Genomic DNA, 18,017 nt, shown 5'->3' with positions numbered 1-18,017 from the left:
GAAGCGGTGGTTCAGCCGGTGGTCGAGGGGGTGTCGGCGTTCTCCTCGACCACGGCTTCGGCTTCGGCGGCCTCGGCCGCGCGGCGGTCCGCGTCGGCGCGGATCGACCGCCAGGCCGACTCGGCGGCCTGTTGCTCCGCTTCCTTCTTGCTGCGGCCGGTGCCGGTGCCGTACGAGACGCCTCCGACGCGGGCCGCTGCGGTGAAGGTCTTCTCGTGGTCCGGTCCGGTCTCGGTGACCAGGTACTCCGGGACCCCGAGGCCCTCGGTCGCGGTGAGTTCCTGGAGGCTGGTCTTCCAGTCCAGTCCCGCACCGAGGTTGGAGGACTTCTCGATCAGCGGGTCGAAGAGCCGGTGCACCAGCTCGGCCGCCGCGTCCAGGCCCTGGTCAAGGTAGACCGCGCCGATCACCGCTTCGAGGGTGTCCGCGAGGATCGACGCCTTGTCCCGGCCTCCGGTGCCCTCCTCGCCCCGGCCCAGTCGGATGAACGCTCCGAGGTCCAGCCCGCGTCCCACCTCCGCGAGCGCGCGCGAGTTGACCACCGCGGCCCGTAGCTTCGCGAGCTGCCCTTCGGGCAGGTCGGGGTGGCTGCGGTACAGGGTGTCGGTGACGACCAGTCCGAGCACGGAGTCCCCGAGGAACTCCAGCCGCTCGTTGGTCGGCAGACCACCGTTCTCGTACGCGTACGAGCGGTGGGTCAGCGCACGCACGAGAAGGGCGGACTCCAGCTGATAGCCGAGCCGCCCTTCCAGAAGCGTGTGGGACGAGGCCGCCGGGCCACCCCCGGTGTGACGGGGGTCGCTCTTCTTGGCGTCTGGCATCGTGCCCCTCACCAGCCGCTCAGACCTCGAGGACCTGGCGCTTGTTGTAGGTGCCGCAAGCCGGGCACGCGATGTGCTGCAGCTTGGGCTCGTGGCAGCGCTCGCACGCAACCAGGGTGGGGACCGCAGCCTTCCACTGCGACCGGCGGTGGCGCGTGTTGCTGCGCGACATCTTCCGCTTCGGAACAGCCACGGCTACTTCTCCTGCTTCTCGTCGACGCCCGCATCGGCGCCGCTCATGTCGTCCTTCTCGCCGTCCTGGACGGATTCAGCGAGTCCTTGCAATGCCGCCCAACGGATGTCGACGGCGGCGTGGTGGTGGTCCGGGTCGTCCGCGAGCCGCACTCCGCATTCGGAGCACAGGCCCGGGCAGTCGTCCTGGCACACCGGCTGCATGGGCAGTGCGAGCACCACCGCATCCCGCAGCACGGGTTCGAGGCCGATCAGGCCGTCCTCGATGGAGAGCCTGTCCTCGTCGTCCTCGTCGCCGGCGTCCGGGGCCGTGACACGGCCCCGCTCGTCGGTCTCGGGGTACGAGAACATCTCCTGGAAGTCCGCTTCGAGCTCCAGCTCCAGCGGCTCCAGACACCTTACGCACTCCCCCTCGGCCGTGGCACGGGCGGTGCCTGTGACGAGCACCCCTTCCATGACCGATTCGAGGCGGAGCTCCAGTTCCACCGGGGCGCCGGCGGGCACTCCGATGACTCCGGGCAGCCCGAGTGCGGCGTCCTTGGCGGGCGCGTCGACCGTGCGGGTCAGCCGCAGCAACGCACCCGGACGCCGACCCAGCTCGTGCGTGTCGAACACGAGGGGGTCGCGGTGGTCCAAGCGGGCGTTCAGGGCCATCCCTGCTTTCGTCGTCGGCGCCCACGCGGAAGGGCCCGGCGAGCTGTGAAGGGGGTGACCGCGCACTCGACGCACGCGACCGAAGAGCCAGGATACTGGACCTTTCCCCCTGGTCCCAACCGCGCCTCCCCCGCCCCCGCCCCGGAGGGCCTCGGGTCGGGGAAGCCCGGGCGGTCAGCGGCCCTGTTCGTACCGGCGGAGCTGCTCGGGCGTGATCATGGCGGTGTCGAACAGGCTGGTCTCGTCGAGCGCGGTCGGCCGGGGGGCCGGGGGCTGTTGCGGGGTCCCGTACGCCTCGTGGCCGTCCGCCGGTGCGGGGTACCCCTCCGGGGCGGCGGCCGGGTAGCCCTGCGGTCCGTAGTCGTACGGCTCCGGGTAGCCGTAGCCCTGCTGCTGCTCGTAGCCCTGCGGGTACCCGTAGGCGTCCTGGGCGTAGCCGTAGGGGTCCTGCTGCTGTCCGTAGGGCTCCGCGACGGGCGGCTGGGCGGACGCGGCGGCGACGGCCGCGGGCGACGGGGGCGGCGGGGGTTGCGGCGGAGCGGGCACCCCTCGCCGACCCGGAGCCGGGTCGGCGAGGGCAGCGAGGTCGGCGAGGTAGTCGGCGTCGCTGGTCGGGCGGGGGCCGGCGGCCCCGTCGGCGAGCAGGCCCAGTTCGTCGGCGGCGACCCGGCCGTGCAGCTTCTGGCGCCCCCGCCCCACCGCCTCCAGGGTCTTGGCGAGCACCGCCTCGAAGGCCCGGAGCTTGGCGTCCACGTACGCGTCGGCCCGCTGGCGCAGGACCTCCGGGTCGTGGCTGCGCTCGGGGGCCTCCGCGTAGTCGGGGTCCTCGTGGCCGTCGAGGCCGGGGCCGGCGCCCAGCAGCTTGTCCCGGCCGCGACCGACCGAGCCGAGCGTCTTGGTGAGGACGACCTCGAAGTTGGCGAGCTTGGAGTCGACGTAGTCGTCGGCCTCCGCCCGGACTTCCTCGGCCTCCCGCCGGGCCTCGTCGAGGATGCCGTCCGCCTCCGCGCGGGAGCGACGGGCGACCTCGGTGTCGGCGATCAGGGTGCCGCGCTCCTGGTGGGCGGCACCGATGATGCGCTCCGCCTCGGCGCGGGCCTCGGCGACCATGCCCTCCCGGTCGCCGAGCAGCTCCCGCGCCTGGGCGAGGGAGCCGGGCAGGGCGGCGCGCACCTCGTCGAGGAGGGCGAGCAGCTCGGCCCGGTTGACCACGCACGAGGCCGACATGGGCATGGAGCGGGCGTTGCCCACGGCCGCGACGATCTCGTCCAGCTTCTTCTGCACGTCCACCGTGTGCTCGCCACTCTCCGTGCCTCGTTGGTGCCTGGTTCCAGACGGACAAGCCGACTGTACGGGTACGGAACGCCCCGCGGGCACCGGACGGCGGGGTCGCGGGGGCGCCGCCCCGGCGGAGTCGGCTCAGCCGCGTTCGCGCAGGCGCTGGGTGAGGGCCGTCAGCACCGGCTCGGGCACCAGGTGGGAGACGTCGCCGCCCCAGGCCGCGACCTCCTTGACCAGGGAGGAGGAGAGGAAGCTGTACGTGGGGTTGGTGGGCACGAACAGGGTCTCGATCCCCGACAGGCCGATGTTCATCTGGGCCATCTGGAGTTCGTAGTCGAAGTCGCTGACGGCCCGCAGGCCCTTGACGATGGCGGGGATCTGGCGCTGCTTGCAGAAGTCCACGAGCAGTCCGTGGAACGCCTCCACCCGCACGTTGGGGTACGGGGCGGTGACCTCCTGGATCAGGGCGATCCGCTCGTCGATCTCGAAGAGCCCCTTCTTCGACTTGTTGATCATCACGGCGACGTAGACCTCGTCGTAGAGCTTGGAGGCCCTGCCGATGATGTCGATGTGGCCATTGGTGATGGGGTCGAAGGACCCCGGACAGACGGCGCGGCGCAACGGTGGTTCCTGCCTCTCCGGTCCGGTCATCGTGCGTGCTCGCACGTGGGGGCGGTGTCGCTGGTGGCGGCGGCGCGACCGTACCAAAACGTTCCCTCGCCGTAGCGACGGGACCGAACGGGTTCGAAGCCGTCGGGCCAGGAGAACGTGCCGCCCCTGGTGCTGCGTTCCACGGTGACGAGCGCGTCCTCCGCGAACCAGCCTCCGGCCAGGAGTGTGAGCAGGATCTCGCCAAGATCGACGTCGGTGACCGCGTAGGGCGGGTCCAGGAAGACCGCGTCGTACGGCCCCCCCGGCGGCGGGCCGGCGACCACCTGTTCCGCCCGGGCCGCGCGCACCTCGGCGCCGGGAAGGCCGAGGCTGCGGACGTTCTCCCGGACCACCCGGGCCGCCCGCGCGTCGGCCTCGACCAGCAGGGCGTGGGCGGCGCCCCGGGACAGCGCCTCCAGGCCGACCGCACCGGAGCCCGCGTACAGGTCGGCCACCCGGATGCCGTGCAGGGTGCCCAACAGGGACTCCCAGGTGGAGAAGAGCGCTTCCCTCGCCCGGTCGGAGGTGGGACGGGTGCCTCGGCCGGGCGGGACGGCGAGCCGCCGTCCCCCGGCGAGACCGGCGATCACGCGGGTCATGTGCGGTCGGGTCCTTCGCGGTGCGGGTCGGTCACGGTGCGCGGGCGCACGTCACCACGATAGGCGCAGCCGGGGCGGGGGGAACGCCGGTGGTGGGCCGGACCGGGCGGTCAGCCCTTCTCCAGGTAGCGTTCGCGCTCCTCGTCCACCAAGGCGTCCAGCGCGGTCCGCAGCCCCGGCTCCGCGCGGAGTTCCGGATCGGCCGCGACCACCGCGGCGGCCTCCTGCCGGGCCTCGGCGATGATCTCCTCGTCCTCCAGGACGGCGAGCACCCTCAGCGAGGAGCGCACCCCGGACTGGGCCTGGCCGAGGACGTCGCCCTCCCGGCGTTGTTCCAGGTCGATGCGGGAGAGGGCGAAGCCGTCCAGGGTGGCCGCGACCGCGTCCAGCCGGGCGCGGGCGGCGCTCGCCCCGGGCATCTCGGTGACCAGGAGGCAGAGCCCGGGGGCCGTGCCCCGGCCGACCCGGCCGCGGAGCTGGTGCAGCTGGGAGACCCCGAACCGGTCCGCGTCCATGATCACCATGACGGTGGCGTTGGGGACGTTGACGCCGACCTCGATGACCGTGGTGGCGACCAGGACGTCCGTCCGGCCGGCGGCGAAGCCCTGCATCACCGCGTCCTTGTCCTCGGGCGCCATCCTGCCGTGCAGCACCTCGACGGCGAGCCCGTGCAGCGGGCCGCGGGCGAGTTCCTCGGCGACGTCCAGCACCGCGAGCGGCGGGCGCTTCTCGGCGGCCTCCGCCCCGGCGTCCTCCTTGGCCGCGGTCCGGCCCCCAGCCGTCGCGGACTCCTCCGGGAGCTCGCCGATGCGGGGACACACCACGTACGCCTGGTGGCCCTTGGCGACCTCCTCGCGCACCCGTTCCCAGGTGCGGGCGAGGAAGTGGGGCTTGTCGGCGGCGGGCACGACGTGGCTGGCGATCGGTGAGCGGCCGGCGGGCAGTTGGTCCAGGACGGAGGTCTCCAGATCGCCGAAGACGGTCATCGCCACGGTCCGCGGGATCGGGGTCGCGGTCATCACCAGCAGGTGCGGGGTACGTCGTTCCCCGCCGTCCCCGCGGGCGGGGCCCTTGCCGCGCAGGGCGTCGCGCTGCTCGACGCCGAAGCGGTGCTGCTCGTCCACCACGACCAGGCCGAGGTCGTGGAACCGGACCTTGTCCTCGATCAGCGCATGGGTGCCGATGACGATGCCGGCGTCCCCGCTGACCAGGTCCAACAGCGCCTGGCGGCGGGCCGCCGCGCCCATCGAGCCGGTGAGCAGGACGACCTTGGTGCCGTGCTCGGCGCCGCCGAGCATGCCGCCCTCGGCCAACTCGCCCATCATCTCGGTGATGGACCGGTGGTGCTGCTGGGCGAGGACCTCGGTGGGGGCGAGCATCGCGGTCTGTCCCCCGGCGTCCACCACGGCCAGCATCGCCCGCAGCGCCACCAGGGTCTTCCCGGAACCCACCTCGCCCTGGAGCAGCCGGTGCATGGGGTGCTCGGTGGCGAGGTCCTCGAAGACCTCCGCGCTGACCTTGCGCTGCCCCTCGGTGAGGGTGAAGGGCAGGCGGGCGTCGAAGGCGGCGAGGATGCCGTCCGGGCCCGGCCGGCGGGGCGTCGCGGGCAGTTGGGCGTCGCTGTGGCGACGGCGGGCCAGGGCGACCTGGAGGACGAACGCCTCGTCCCACTTCAGTCGGGCCCGGGCGTCGTGGACCTCGGCCTTGGTGCGCGGGCGGTGGATCTTCTCCAGGGCCTCGGGGAGCGGGACCAGGCCGCGGCCCTCGCGCAGGGCGGGCGGTAGCGGGTCGACGGCACCGGGGGCGCTGGGGAGCACCGCGTCGACCGCCTTGGCGATCTTCCAGGACTCCATCTTGGCGGTGGCCGGGTAGATCGGGATGAGCGCCCCGGCCCAGGACTCCACGGCGTCGCCCCCGCCGCTCGCCCCGTCCTCGCCGCCGAGCAGCTGGTACGCGGGGTGGGCGAGTTGGAGTTTGCGGTTGAACAGGGATGCCTTCCCGGCGAACATCGCCCGGGTGCCGGGCAGCAGGTCCTTGTGCGGCTTGTGGACGCCCCGGCCGAAGAAGACCAGTTGCAGCCGCCCGCTGCCGTCGGTGATGACCACCTCCAGCCGTTGGCCGCTGCCGCCGTTGAACCTGATCACGCGTGCGGTCTCCACCCGGGCGACCACCGTGACGTGTTCGTCCAGCGGGAGGTCGGCGAGCCGGGTAAGCTCACCGCGCTCCGCGTACCGGCGGGGGTAGTGGTGCAGGAGGTCGCCGACGGTGTGCAGGTCGAGGGCCTCGGCCATCACCTTCGCGGTGGCGGGACCGAGGACCTTCTTCAGCGGTTCTTCGAGCGCGGACACCCCCCCATTGCACACCACGCCGCCGACATCACCGGGGAGCCGCCGTGCGCCGACCCTCCTCCGTCCGGAGGATCCGCTGGTCGGCCGGTCGGTTCGGGCTCACTCGACGCCGATGAGCAGCAGCGCCGAGTGGCGTCCGCCCCGGTAGACGACGGTGTCGACCGCGAGGTGGGACTCGCGCACATGGCGCTCCAGTCGCTCCGCGACCCCTTCGGGGGCGTCCTCCCCGAGCACCAGGGTGACCAGTTCGCCGCCGGCGGCGAGCATCCGGTCCAGCACCGCCACCGCGGTCCGGGCGAGCGGGTCGGTGCCGGTGCCCGGGCCGGGGGCGGCCTCGATCACGGCCACGTCCCCGTCGATGAGTCCGAGCAGGTCGCCGGCCTGGCAGATGCCCGCCATGGTCCAGGACTGGCGTTCCGCGACGGCGAGTTCGCCGTACCGGGTGGCGCCGGCCGCGGAGGTCATCGCCACCACGTCCTCGTCGAAGCGGCGGCCGGGCTCGTGGACGGCGAGGGCCGCGATGCCCTGGACCGCCGACCGGGTGGGGATCAACGCGACCCGCACCCCGTCCGCGCGGACCTGCTCGGCCGCGGCGGCGGCGGTGTGCCGCAGTCCGGCGTCGTTGGGCAGCACCACCACCTCGCGGGCGCCGGCGCGCCGGATGACCTGCGCCAGCTCCCCGCTCGCCGGCGGCTCACCGGGGCGGGCCAGCACGGGCACGGCACCGGCCCCGGCGTACAGCTCGGCCAGGCCCTCGCCGGGCACCACGGCCACCACCGCCCGGGGCACCGGTTCGGCGGCGGGGCGCTCCGGTCCGGGGCGCACCGCGTGGGCGTCTCCGGCGCCGAAGTGGGTGATCCTGATGCGGTGCGGGCGGCCCGCCTCCACTCCGGCCTCGACCGCCGCCCCGGCGTCGTCCACGTGGACGTGCACGTTCCACAGCCCGTCGCCGCCGACCACCACCAGGCAGTCGCCGAGCGCGTCGAGGCGGGCCCGCAGCCGGTCCACCGCCGCGTCGGTGGCCTCCAGCAGGTAGATCACCTCGTAGGCGGGCCCGTCGACCGGTTCGGGTTCCCCGCAGCCCGCGTCCGCGGCGACCGGAACGAGGGGCCGGGCCGGGCCGACCACGACGGCCGCCGGACGCTCCCCCGTCACGGCCTCCACCAGCGCCCCGAGCACGGCGACCAGTCCCCGCCCGCCGGCGTCCACGACGCCGGCGCGCTCCAGCGCCGGCAGCTGCCCGGGGGTGGCCTCCAGCGCGGCGAGCGCGCCCCGGTGGGCGGCCCGCACCACGGTCGCGGCGTCGGCCGTCCCCCCGGCCTCGGCGGCCCCGCCCGCCGCGTCCGCCGCCGCCGTCGCCACCGTCAGGACGGTGCCCTCCACGGGGTGGGCCACCGCCTCGTAGGCCGACTCGGCGGCGCGGCGCAGCGCCCGGGCGAGCCGCCGGGCCTCTCCGCGGTGGCCCGCGGGCGGTTCCTCGGCGAGCACCTGGGCCATGCCCCGCAGCAGTTGGGCGAGGATGGTGCCGGAATTGCCGCGCGCCCCGATCAGCGCGCCGTGCGCCATGGCGCGCACCGCTTCGGCGTCCTCGGGGAGCCGGGGCTCGTGTCCGGCGAAGACCGCTTCCACCGCCCGGGCCGCGGACTCCGCGGTCAGGTAGAGGTTGGTGCCGGTGTCCCCGTCGGCGACCGGGTAGACGTTGATGGCGTCGATCTCCTCGCGGGCCCGGCCCAGTGCCTCCAGGGACCGTGCGCACCAGGCACGGACCGTGACGGCGTCGAGGATCTGGGGCACTGCTTCGCCTCCTTGGCATCCGGACTGCGACGCAGCGTAGACCCCCGGGGCCGGGGTGCCGGGAAGCGGCCGGTGACCTGGGGCGGGGCGCCGGCCCTGGGCGACCGTGGTAGTTTCGTTCTACCGAGGCAGCCGTAGTATGCTGCTCCGGTTGCCCGATACGCATCGGGCCTTCCCCCTGGCACCGCCACCCGATCACTGATCCCGGCATGCCGGGTTCAACCGTAAGTGCATCTGAAGTCTTTGGAGTGACCCGTGGCTGCCAACTGCGACGTCTGCGGCAAGGGGCCGGGCTTCGGCAACAACATCTCCCACTCGCACCGCCGTACGTCCCGTCGCTGGAACCCCAACATCCAGCGCGTGCGTGCCGTGGTCGGTCGGACGCCGAAGCGGCTCAACGTCTGCACCTCGTGCATCAAGGCCGGCAAGGTCTCGCGCTGACGTAAGGCTTAGCGCGGCCACTTGCTGGTTGCTGAGAAGCCGGTCCCCCCTGGTGGGAGGACCGGCTTTTTCGTGTGCGCGCCGCCCCCCGCGGTCGCGGCGGGCGGCGCGGGGCCCCTACGCGGTGTCCCCGGCGGTGTTCCGCAGGGCCCAGCCGTGGTCCACCGGGCCGATGCCCGCGCCCAGCGGGTACCCGGCGCCGATCGCCCCGGTCACGTACTCCTTGGCCGCGGCCACCGCCCGCGGCACCCGGTCCCCGTGGGCGAGCCGGGCGGCGATGGCGCTGGCCAGGGTGCAGCCGGTGCCGTGGGTGTGCCGGCTGTCGATGCGCGGGGTGCGCAGCCAGTGCTCCTCGGCGCCGTCCGTGAGGAGGTCGACGGCGTCCCCGGCGAGGTGTCCGCCCTTGATCAGCACCCAGCGCGGCCCCATCCGCAGCACCGCGTCGGCGGCCCGGCGCATCCCGTCCTCCGAGATCACCTTGACCCCGGTGAGTTGGGTCACCTCGTCCAGGTTGGGGGTGGCCACGGTCGCCGTGGGGAGCAGCTCCAGCCGCACCGCGTCCAGCGCGGTGGGCGCCAGCAGGGCGTCGCCGTGCTTGGACACCCCGACCGGGTCCACGACCACGGGCGCGTCGGTCGCGGCCAGCAGGCCGGCCACCGTCTCCACGAGTTCGGCCGAGGCCAGCATTCCGGTCTTCACCGCCTGGACGCCGATGTCGTCCGCCACGCTGCGGTACTGGGCGCGGACCGCGGCCACCGGCAGCTCCCAGGTGCCCTGGACGCCCCGGCTGTTCTGTGCGGTGACGGCGGTCAGCACGCTCATGCCGTGGGTGCCGAGCGCCAGCATCGTCTTGAGGTCGGCCTGGATGCCGGCCCCGCCGCCGGAGTCGGAGCCGGCGACGGTGAGCACACGGGGCGGTGCCGAGCGGGCTATCGGGGTGGCGGAGGGCGGCTGCGGAGTCATGGTCGTCGTTCCTCAGTCCGTTCGGGGCCCGGTCCGGGCCGGTGGTGGGGGGTGCGTCGGAGGGCCGCCGTCAGCCCTCGATGTCGCCGAAGTGGTCCCAGCCGCTCGCCCGGGTCCAGGCCGCCCCGTCCACGGTGACCTGGGGAAGTGCCGAGGGGTTCAGCACCTCGCCGATGACCCGCCAGCGGGCCGGGAGCTTCACGTCCGGGGGGAAGGTGGCCACGATCGCGTGGTCCTCCCCGCCGGTGAGTACCCACAGCAGCGGGTCGATGCCCACCGCGGCGGCGATGTCGTTCATCTGCGAGGGCACGTCGACCGCGGCGGAGCGGACGTCGATGCGGACCTTGCTGGCTTCGGCGATGTGCCCGAGGTCGGCGATCAACCCGTCGCTGACGTCGGTCATGGCGGTGGCGCCGAGGCCGGCCGCGGCCGGGCCCGCGTGGTAAGGAGGCTCGGGTCTGCGGTGGGCCTCCACGAAGGCGCGCGGGGAGCGGAAGCCGCGGGAGAGCACGGCGTGCCCGGCCGCGGACCATCCCAGCCAGCCGGTCACCGCCACCACGTCGCCGGGCTGGGCCCCGGCCCGGGTCACCGCTTCGTGGCCACGCAGGTCGCCGAGTGCGGTGATGGACAGGGTGATGGTGTCCCCGCGGACGACGTCGCCGCCGACCACGGCGGCGCCCGCCACCTGGCACTCGTCCCGCAGCCCGTCCATCAGCTCGGTCGGCCAGGTCACCGGCAGTTCGGCGGGCACCACCAGCCCCAGCAGCAGGGCGGTGGGCACGGCGCCCATCGCCGCGATGTCCGCGAGGTTCTGGGCGGCGGCCTTGCGGCCCACGTCGTAGGCGGTGGACCAGTCGCGGCGGAAGTGGCGGCCCTCCAGCAGGACGTCCGTGCTGGCGACGACCCGGCGGTCCGGGGCGCTGACCACCGCGGCGTCGTCCCCGGGACCCAGCCGTACCGCCGGGGTGGTGGTGAGCCGGGCCGTCAGTTCCCTGATGAGCCCGAACTCCCCCAGTTCGCCCACGGTGCCCTTCATCCTCGTCCTGCCCCTTCCGCGCGGGTGCCGTGACGGCCGCGCGCCCCCGGGACGACCGGGGGCGTCGTCGACCGGGCCGGCCCGGTCCTGGTTGCCGGGGTGCCGTGCGGCACGGGCGCGGTCGTCAACCCGTGCCGCCCGGGCACCCCGTGCGCGCCGCGACCGCCGCGGGTCTCCCCGTGACGGACGGCGACGCGATAACGTGGCGTCCCTTTCCCCCGCATATTCCTCGTCATGGCCGCCCTGGAGGTCCCGTGGTACAGGCGTACATCCTGATCCAGACGGAGGTCGGCAAGGCGTCGGCCGTCGCGGAGACCATCGCCGGGATCCCCGGGGTGACCCGGGCCGAGGACGTGACCGGACCCTACGACGTGATCGTGCGCGCCCAGGCCGACACCGTCGACGAGCTGGGACGCATGGTGGTGGCCAAGGTCCAGCAAGTGGACGGCATCACCCGCACCCTGACCTGCCCGGTCGTCCATATCTAGCCCCGTCTACGCTTGGCCGGTGAACTCTTCGCGCCGCCGGCCCCGTCCGTTCGGACCCTCCGCCCCCGCCCTGCTCGGTGTCGTCGGCGTGCTCGGCGCGCTCGCCGGCTGCACGTCGGTCGACGGACCGGTGACGGTGGCGGTCCCCTCCCCCGGGGCCAAGGCGGCCGGGCTCTGTCGGGACCTGCACGCGGCGCTGCCGGAGCGGGTGGACGGCTTGGACCGGGTGGACCCGGCGCCCGCCTCCGAGCTGACCTCGGCCTGGGGCGATCCGGCGATCATACTGCGCTGCGGGGTCCCCCGGCCCGTACGGATGAACGACCCGGAGGCGGACGGCGTCGACGTGAACGGGGTGGGGTGGCTGTTGGAGGAGCAGGACGACGGCTCGTTCCGCTTCACCACCGCACTGCGCCTCGCCTACGTCGAGGTGACCCTGCCGAAGTCGCTCAAGGACCGCGGCATGGGCCCGTTGACCGATTTCGCCGGGCCCATCACCGCCACGGTGCCCGAGGGCATCGCCGACTGAGCCCGGCGGCTCCCGCTACCGCAGTCCGGTCGACCGGTCCAGCGCCGCCCGGACCAGCCGGTCCACCAGCTCCGGGTACGGGACCCCGCTCGCCTCCCACATCCGCGGGTACATGGAGATGGGAGTGAAACCGGGCATCGTGTTGATCTCGTTGATCACGAAGCGGCCGTCCTCGGTGAGGAAGAAGTCCGCGCGGACCAGGCCCTCGCACCCCACGGCCTCGAACGCGGCCACCGCCAACCGCTGGATCTCGGCGGTCTGTTCCCCGTCCAGCGGGGCGGGCACGATCCCGTCGGCCGAGTCGATGTACTTCGCCTCGAAGTCGTAGAAGTCGTGGGACTGCACGGGCGGGATCTCGGCGGGCAGGCTCGCCCGCGGCCCGTCCTCGAACTCCAGCACCCCGCACTCGATCTCCCGACCCCTCAGCAGCGACTCCACGAGGAACTTGGGGTCGTGGCACCGGGCTTCGGCGATCGCCTCGTCGAGACCGGCGAAGGAGTCGACCTTGGTGATGCCCATCGAGGAGCCGGCCCGCGCCGGCTTGATGAACAGCGGCCAGCCGTGCTCGCCGGCGAAGTCGGCGATCCGCTGGCGGGCGCCCTGCTCGTCCCGCTCCCACTCCCGCGGCCGGACCACCAGGTAGGGCCCGACCGGCAGGCCGAAGGAGATGAAGACGCGCTTCATGTACTCCTTGTCCTGGCCCACCGCGGAGGCGAGCACCCCGGAGCCCACGTACGGGATGCCGGAGAGCTCCAGCAGCCCCTGGAGGGTGCCGTCCTCGCCGTAGGGGCCGTGCAGCACCGGGAAGACCACGTCGACGTCGCCGAGGGCCTTGGGCACGGAGCCGGGCTCCTGGTAGACGACCTCGCGGTTGGACGGGTCGACCGACAGCGCCACGGTGCCCTCGGGCGATTCGGCCAACTGGTCGACGTCCGGGACCGCCCGGTCGGCGATGGCCATCCGTTCGGGGTCGTCGACGGTGAGCGCCCAGCGCCCGTCCCGGGTGATGCCGATGGGCAGCACGTCGTACGTGTTGCGGTCCATGGCGCGCATCACGGCGCCGGCCGTGACGACGGAGATGCCGTGCTCGGAACTGCGGCCGCCGAACACGACGGCCACGCGCGGCTTGCGGAGCCTGGGGCTCTGGGGTGAGGTCTCGCTGCTCATAACGGGTCGAGCGTACCCGCTGCCCCGCCCGGGGTCAGCGTCCGCGGCGGCCCGGACGTCCGGCACCCGGGTGAGACCGGGCGCCGGGCCCGGTCAACGGCGTTCGGGCTTGGCGCTGCGGGACATGAGTTCCTTCAGCGCGACCACCGGCGGCTTGCCCTCGTGGACGATGCCGACGACGGTCTCCGTGATGGGCATGTCGACGCCGTGCCGGCGGGCCAGGTCCAGCACGGACTCGCAGGACTTGACGCCCTCCGCGGTCTGCTTGGTGACCGCGATGGTCTCCTGGAGGGTCATGCCCCGGCCCAGGTTGGTGCCGAAGGTGTGGTTGCGCGACAGCGGCGAGGAACAGGTGGCGACGAGGTCCCCGAGGCCGGCGAGCCCGGAGAACGTCAGCGGGTCGGCGCCCATCGCGAGGCCGAGGCGGGTGGTCTCGGCGAGCCCCCGGGTGATGAGGGAGCCCTTGGCGTTGTCGCCCAGGCCCATGCCGTCCGCGATGCCCACGGCCAGTCCGATGACGTTCTTGACCGCACCGCCCAGTTCGCAGCCGACCACGTCGGTGTTGGTGTAGGGGCGGAAGTACGGGGTGTGGCAGGCGGCTTGGAGCCTCGTGGCCACGGCCTCGTCGGCACAGGCCACGACGGAGGCGGCGGGCATCCGGGCGGCGATCTCCCGGGCGAGGTTGGGCCCGGTGACGACGGCGACCCGCCCGGCGTCGACCTTCGCCACGTCCTCGATGACCTCGCTCATCCGCATCGCGGACCCGAGTTCGACGCCCTTCATCAGGGACACCAGGACCGTGTCCGGGGCGAGCAGCGGCGCCCAGGAGGCGAGGTTGCCGCGCACCGTCTGGGAGGGGACCGCGAGGACCGTGAAGTCCGCGCCCGCGGCGGCCTCGGCGGCGTCGGTGGTGGCGCGCAGGCCCGCGGGCAGTTCGACGCCGGGGAGGTAGTCCGGGTTGGTGCGGGTGGAGTTGACGGCCTCGGCGAGGTCGGCGCGGCGTCCCCACAGGGTGACCTCGCAGCCGGCGTCGGCGAGCACCATGCCGAAGGCCGTGCCCCAGGAGCCGGTGCCGAAGACGGCTGCCTTGACGGTGCTGGTCACGTGTCGTCCTTCGAGTCGTGGTGGTGGAGTGCGGTGCCCTCGCCCGCGGTGCGCCGACGCTGCTGGTCGCGCACCTGACGCGGATCGTAGGGGGTGGCCGGGGCCTTCTCCCCGCGCAGCACCTCCAGTTGGGCGGTGACGGCGGCCATGATGACCTCGGTCACCTCCTTCAGGAGCTCCGGGGTCTGTTCCTCGCCGTAGAACCGGGACAGGTCCACGGGCGGCCCGGCCAGCACCCGGTGGGTCTTGCGGGGCCACGGGCGCGGTCGCGTCGCGTACGGGGGGAGCAGCAGGTTGGCGCCCCACTGGGCGACCGGGATCACCGGGCAGCGGGTGGTGAGGGCGACCCGGGCAGCTCCGGTCTTGCCGGCCATGGGCCACTGGTCCGGGTCGCGGGTGAGGGTGCCCTCGGGATAGAACGCCACGCACTCGCCGCGCCGCACGGCGTCGATCGCGGCGCGGAAGGCGCTCAGCGCGTCGGTGCTCTCCCGGTAGACGGGGATCTGACCGGTGCCGCGCATCGCGGCGCCGACGAACCCCTTGCGGAACAGTCCGTGCTTGGCGAGGAAACGCGGCGGGCGCCCGGTGTTGTATTGGAAGTGCGCGTAGGCGATCGGGTCCACATGGGAATTGTGGTTCACCACCGTGATGAATCCGCCCGAAGCCGGAATGTTCTCCGTTCCTCGCCAGTCCCGCTTGAACAGCACCACCAGGGGTGGTTTGCAGAGGGCCGCCGCGAGGCGGTACCAGAAGCCGAATTTTCGGCGGGACACGCGAACACCTTCCTCTGATCACTCCACCCGACCCCCGGTTCGGGCCTGGTCAGGGGCCCAAGTGTGGCCGCGGGCCGCCCCCTGTGTCGAGCACACGGTACGCCCGGGGTCCGACGCGTCCGCGCCTCGCGACACGGGCGGAAGGGGGTCCCCGCGGCGCCCGCGGAGCGGGCCGTGGGGACAATGGGCGCGATGCGTGGGGACGGAGCGGCGGTGCAGTGGACCTTGATCGTCCCGTTGAAGCCCTTGGCACGGGCCAAGAGCAGGCTCGCGGGCTCCGTTCCGGACGCGTTCCGCCCGGGCCTGGTCCTCGCCTTCGCCCAGGACACCGTGGCCGCGGCGCTGGCCAGCCGGGCGGTACGGGATGTGGTGGTCGTCACGGACGACACGCTGGCCGGCCGCGAACTGGCGGGGCTCGGAGCCCGCGTCGTGCCGGACGGGGCGCGGGGCCGGGGGCTGAACGCCGCACTGGAGCACGGGGCGGGCGTCGTCCGGGAGGAACGGCGGGCGGCCCCGCTCGCCACCTTGAACGCCGATTTGCCCGCATTGCGACCGAAGGAATTGACCCGTGTCCTCCTCCGTGCCGCGCAATTCCCGCGCGCTTTTCTCCCGGACGTCTCGGGAATCGGGACGACGTTGCTGACCGCATTGCCCGGAACGGAATTGCGCCCGCTGTTCGGCGGGGCTTCGCGGCTGCGGCACCGCTCCTCCGGGGCGGCGGAGCTCGTCCTACCGGGCGCCGTCTCGGTGCGTCAGGACGTGGACACCGGCCGGGACCTGCGGGCCGCCCTGGCCCTGGGGGTGGGACCGCACACCCGGCGGGCGGCGCCGCACGCCCTCGGGCCCCGGGGGCCGCGTCCCGGCGACCGCGCGCCGTAGGGTTGTCCCATGCAAGCCACCGCGTACACCTACGAACCGGATACCCGCAGCGGCAGCGTGCTGTTGGACGACGGGACCCCGGTCCCGTTCGACGCGGCGGCGTTCGACGCGGGGGGCCTGTTGCTGCTCCGCCCGGGCCAGCGGGTGCGGATCGAGGTCGACGGCGGCGGTCCGGCGCCTCGGATCACCCTGGTGACGCTCCAGACCTTCTGAGTCCGCGGATCCCGAACGGCCCGCGGGCCGGGCTCCCCGAGGGGAGTCCGGCCCGGCGCACGGATGACCACGAGGCCCTTCGGCCTACCGCTTGCGCGCGGTGGTCTTCTTGGCGGTCGTCTTGCGCGCGGTGGTCTTCTTCGCCGGCGCCTTCTTGGCGGTGACCTTCTTGGCCGGGGCGGTCTTCTTCGCCGCGGTCGTCTTCTTCGCCGCGGCCGTGGTCTTCTTGGCGGCCGTGCTCTTGGCGGCGGTCGTCTTCTTCGCCGCGGTGGCCCGCTTCGCGGTGGTGGCCTTCTTGGCGGCGGTCGTCTTCTTCGCCGCGGCCGTGGTCTTCTTCGCGGCGGCGGCCGTGGTCTTGCGGGCCGTCGTCTTCTTGGCGGTGGCCTTCTTGGCGGCGGCCTTGGCCGTCGTCTTGGTGCCGCCGGTCAGGCTGCCCTTGGGAGCCTTCTTGACGGAGACCTCGCCGCCCTTGGGGAGCTTCTTCGAGCCGCTCACCAGGTCCTTGAAGCCCTGACCGGCACGGAACCGGGGCACCGAGGTCTTCTTGACCCGGACCCGCTCGCCGGTCTGCGGGTTGCGGGCGTACCGGGCCGGTCGCTCGACCTTCTCGAACGAACCGAAACCGGTGACCGAAACCCGGTCCCCCGCGACGACCGCGCGGACGATGGCGTCGAGTACGGCGTCCACGGCGTCAGCGGCTTGCTGACGCCCACCGAGCTTGTCGGCAATGGCTTCTACGAGCTGCGCCTTGTTCACGTCTTCCCCTTCGGAAACATTGCTCGAACGCATCCGCTCAAGCTTTTTCGCACGTTAGGCAGATATATACCGCAAATCAAACACGAAACGGGCTAATCACCCTTGTGCCGCAATGAACTCGACCGCTGCCCGCTCGGTCGACCCACTGCGGCCCGATGCCGGTGCCGCTCAGTCGCCTTCAGGGAAACGACCTTCGTCGAGATCCACACTCAATCGCTCCAGACGCCTTGCCGCATCGGCGAGATCGTGCTTGGCCACGGCCGTAATGACCAGCAGCTTCCGGGTCAGCGCCATCCGTACGCCCTCCGGGACTTGCAGTGTGCGCACAGTGGCGTGCGCCTCCTTCAAACGGTCCGCGACGACCCCGTAGAGCTGGAGTTGGTCGTCACGTCCCATGCACCGATTGTGCCATCTAGGGCGAGTTGTCGCCCGCCCAGGGGGCAACTACCCCCCTCGGAGGGCATTTCTCGGAGCTGTCAGGGTCTCATGCGCAAGGGTACTTTCGGCCTCTTGTGGCCCTCAACGGTGGTGAGTTGGCGCACGTGTCGGTGTCCCACGAACGGGTGGGACGGGGACACGGGGGCACACACGGATGTACCCCCAACCGTGGGACGGCTGGGGGTACATCGACGGCGTCGGAGGGCGCCGGGAGGGGCGCTCGGGGACGATCGCGGAGCGCGCGGCTCCGACCGGACGAGCCCCGGTCGGACCCGCCGGGCGGGTCGCGCTCCGGTCAGACCGTGAGGGTGCGCGGCTTGAACGAGGGGCGTCGAGCCTCGTAGGTGGCGATGTCGGCCTCGTTGGCCAGGGTGATGCTGATGTCGTCGAGACCGTTCAGCAGGCGCCAGCGGGAGTTCTCGTCGAGCTCGAACGGGGCGGTGATGCCGGCGGCGCGGACCTCGCGGGCCTGGAGGTCCACGGTGATCTCGGCCTGCGGGTCGCTCTCGACCAGTTCCCACAGCGCGTCCACGACCTTCTGGTCCAGGACGACGGTGAGCAGGCCGTTCTTCAGCGAGTTGCCCCGGAAGATGTCGGCGAAGCGGGACGAGATGACCGTCCTGAAGCCGTAGTTCTGGAGCGCCCAGACGGCGTGCTCGCGGGAGGAGCCGGTGCCGAAGTCGGGGCCGGCGACCAGCACGGTGGCCCCGGCGCGCTCGGGGCGGTTGAGGACGAACTCGGGGTCCTTGCGCCACGCCTCGAAGAGCCCGTCCTCGAAGCCGTCGCGGGTGACCTTCTTCAACCAGTGGGCGGGGATGATCTGGTCGGTGTCGACGTTGGAGCGGCGCAGCGGGACGGCTCGGCCGGTGTGGGCGGTGAAGGCTTCCATGGCT

21 protein-coding genes are annotated in these 18,017 nt (G+C 73.1%); 5 read left to right on the top strand and 16 right to left on the bottom strand.

Going from position 1 to position 18,017, the window contains the following annotated elements; genetic code table 11:
- Positions 1-11: 11 nt before the first annotated feature.
- The 8 genes from rnc to ACSMX9_RS22305 all read right to left on the bottom strand — a co-directional run bounded on the left by rnc (position 12) and on the right by ACSMX9_RS22305 (position 8,340).
- On the bottom strand, positions 12-821 hold the full coding sequence (gene rnc / locus ACSMX9_RS22340) for a ribonuclease III (RefSeq protein ID WP_351247727.1): 810 nt from the start codon (positions 819-821) through the stop codon (positions 12-14).
- Between the two features lie 19 nt (positions 822-840).
- A complete protein-coding gene (rpmF, locus tag ACSMX9_RS22335; protein WP_006139588.1) occupies positions 841-1,014 on the bottom strand; it encodes a 50S ribosomal protein L32 in 174 nt (57 codons plus the stop codon).
- A 2-nt stretch (positions 1,015-1,016) separates the two neighbouring features.
- On the bottom strand, positions 1,017-1,667 hold the full coding sequence (locus ACSMX9_RS22330) for a YceD family protein (RefSeq protein WP_445396366.1): 651 nt from the start codon (positions 1,665-1,667) through the stop codon (positions 1,017-1,019).
- A 174-nt stretch (positions 1,668-1,841) separates the two neighbouring features.
- A complete protein-coding gene (locus ACSMX9_RS22325) occupies positions 1,842-2,957 on the bottom strand; it encodes a cell division initiation protein (RefSeq protein WP_366116542.1) in 1,116 nt (371 codons plus the stop codon).
- A 129-nt stretch (positions 2,958-3,086) separates the two neighbouring features.
- On the bottom strand, positions 3,087-3,569 hold the full coding sequence (gene coaD / locus ACSMX9_RS22320) for a pantetheine-phosphate adenylyltransferase (protein WP_366116541.1): 483 nt from the start codon (positions 3,567-3,569) through the stop codon (positions 3,087-3,089).
- Between the two features lie 26 nt (positions 3,570-3,595).
- Positions 3,596-4,198 carry a 16S rRNA (guanine(966)-N(2))-methyltransferase RsmD gene (gene rsmD / locus ACSMX9_RS22315; RefSeq protein ID WP_445396364.1) on the bottom strand — a complete coding sequence of 201 codons (603 nt, stop codon included), beginning with the start codon at positions 4,196-4,198 and terminating at the stop codon, positions 3,596-3,598.
- Positions 4,199-4,308: 110 nt separating this feature from the next.
- Positions 4,309-6,546 carry an ATP-dependent DNA helicase RecG gene (gene recG, locus ACSMX9_RS22310; RefSeq protein WP_445396362.1) on the bottom strand — a complete coding sequence of 746 codons (2,238 nt, stop codon included), beginning with the start codon at positions 6,544-6,546 and terminating at the stop codon, positions 4,309-4,311.
- A gap of 99 nt (positions 6,547-6,645) precedes the next feature.
- Entirely contained in the window at positions 6,646-8,340 is a 1,695-nt protein-coding gene (locus ACSMX9_RS22305; protein WP_445396360.1) for a DAK2 domain-containing protein, read from the bottom strand.
- Between the two features lie 255 nt (positions 8,341-8,595).
- Between ACSMX9_RS22305 and rpmB the strand changes: the two genes are divergently transcribed.
- Complete coding sequence (rpmB, locus tag ACSMX9_RS22300; RefSeq protein WP_003957616.1) at positions 8,596-8,781, top strand: 50S ribosomal protein L28; 186 nt, start codon at positions 8,596-8,598, stop codon at positions 8,779-8,781.
- A gap of 117 nt (positions 8,782-8,898) precedes the next feature.
- On the opposite strand, the gene thiD is transcribed toward rpmB, so the two are convergent.
- Together thiD and ACSMX9_RS22290 are read right to left on the bottom strand one after the other, a co-directional pair.
- On the bottom strand, positions 8,899-9,744 hold the full coding sequence (gene thiD / locus ACSMX9_RS22295) for a bifunctional hydroxymethylpyrimidine kinase/phosphomethylpyrimidine kinase (protein WP_445396358.1): 846 nt from the start codon (positions 9,742-9,744) through the stop codon (positions 8,899-8,901).
- Positions 9,745-9,814: 70 nt separating this feature from the next.
- A complete protein-coding gene (locus ACSMX9_RS22290; protein ID WP_351247711.1) occupies positions 9,815-10,780 on the bottom strand; it encodes a thiamine-phosphate kinase in 966 nt (321 codons plus the stop codon).
- Positions 10,781-11,034: 254 nt separating this feature from the next.
- Here ACSMX9_RS22290 and ACSMX9_RS22285 point away from each other — a divergent pair, with 254 nt between their 5' ends.
- Both ACSMX9_RS22285 and ACSMX9_RS22280 read left to right on the top strand, forming a co-directional pair.
- Entirely contained in the window at positions 11,035-11,268 is a 234-nt protein-coding gene (locus ACSMX9_RS22285) for an Lrp/AsnC family transcriptional regulator (RefSeq protein ID WP_351247709.1), read from the top strand.
- A 19-nt stretch (positions 11,269-11,287) separates the two neighbouring features.
- Complete coding sequence (locus tag ACSMX9_RS22280; protein WP_445396356.1) at positions 11,288-11,794, top strand: DUF3515 domain-containing protein; 507 nt, start codon at positions 11,288-11,290, stop codon at positions 11,792-11,794.
- Positions 11,795-11,809: 15 nt separating this feature from the next.
- On the opposite strand, the gene ACSMX9_RS22275 is transcribed toward ACSMX9_RS22280, so the two are convergent.
- The 3 genes from ACSMX9_RS22275 to ACSMX9_RS22265 all read right to left on the bottom strand — a co-directional run bounded on the left by ACSMX9_RS22275 (position 11,810) and on the right by ACSMX9_RS22265 (position 14,838).
- Positions 11,810-12,961 carry a D-alanine--D-alanine ligase family protein gene (locus ACSMX9_RS22275; RefSeq protein ID WP_445396354.1) on the bottom strand — a complete coding sequence of 384 codons (1,152 nt, stop codon included), beginning with the start codon at positions 12,959-12,961 and terminating at the stop codon, positions 11,810-11,812.
- 93 nt (positions 12,962-13,054) lie between these two features.
- Positions 13,055-14,065 (bottom strand): NAD(P)H-dependent glycerol-3-phosphate dehydrogenase, encoded by a 1,011-nt coding sequence (locus tag ACSMX9_RS22270; protein WP_351247705.1) that lies wholly within the window; start codon positions 14,063-14,065, stop codon positions 13,055-13,057.
- Positions 14,062-14,838 (bottom strand): lysophospholipid acyltransferase family protein, encoded by a 777-nt coding sequence (locus ACSMX9_RS22265; RefSeq protein ID WP_445396352.1) that lies wholly within the window; start codon positions 14,836-14,838, stop codon positions 14,062-14,064. Before ACSMX9_RS22265 ends, ACSMX9_RS22270 begins: the two co-directional genes overlap by 4 nt.
- 213 nt (positions 14,839-15,051) lie before the next feature.
- On the opposite strand from ACSMX9_RS22265, the gene cofC reads away from it, so the two are divergent.
- Together cofC and ACSMX9_RS22255 are read left to right on the top strand one after the other, a co-directional pair.
- Entirely contained in the window at positions 15,052-15,717 is a 666-nt protein-coding gene (gene cofC, locus ACSMX9_RS22260; protein WP_445403064.1) for a 2-phospho-L-lactate guanylyltransferase, read from the top strand.
- A gap of 9 nt (positions 15,718-15,726) precedes the next feature.
- The gene (locus tag ACSMX9_RS22255) at positions 15,727-15,930 is read left to right on the top strand and encodes a hypothetical protein (protein WP_351247701.1); all 204 of its coding nucleotides are present in this window, start codon (positions 15,727-15,729) and stop codon (positions 15,928-15,930) included.
- Between the two features lie 84 nt (positions 15,931-16,014).
- On the opposite strand, the gene ACSMX9_RS22250 is transcribed toward ACSMX9_RS22255, so the two are convergent.
- From ACSMX9_RS22250 to leuD, 3 genes are all read right to left on the bottom strand, one after another.
- Entirely contained in the window at positions 16,015-16,686 is a 672-nt protein-coding gene (locus ACSMX9_RS22250) for an HU family DNA-binding protein (RefSeq protein WP_445396350.1), read from the bottom strand.
- Positions 16,687-16,854: 168 nt separating this feature from the next.
- Positions 16,855-17,082, bottom strand: a complete 228-nt coding sequence (locus ACSMX9_RS22245; RefSeq protein WP_351247697.1) for a hypothetical protein — start codon at positions 17,080-17,082, stop codon at positions 16,855-16,857.
- 337 nt (positions 17,083-17,419) lie between these two features.
- Positions 17,420-18,013 (bottom strand): 3-isopropylmalate dehydratase small subunit, encoded by a 594-nt coding sequence (gene leuD / locus ACSMX9_RS22240; RefSeq protein WP_445396348.1) that lies wholly within the window; start codon positions 18,011-18,013, stop codon positions 17,420-17,422.
- Between the last annotated feature and the right edge of the window lie 4 nt (positions 18,014-18,017).

It is taken from the genome of Streptomyces sp. LE64 (assembly GCF_052606915.1).
Note: the sequence above shows the minus strand (reverse complement) of the source record. Positions and strands in the feature narration are given on the sequence as shown.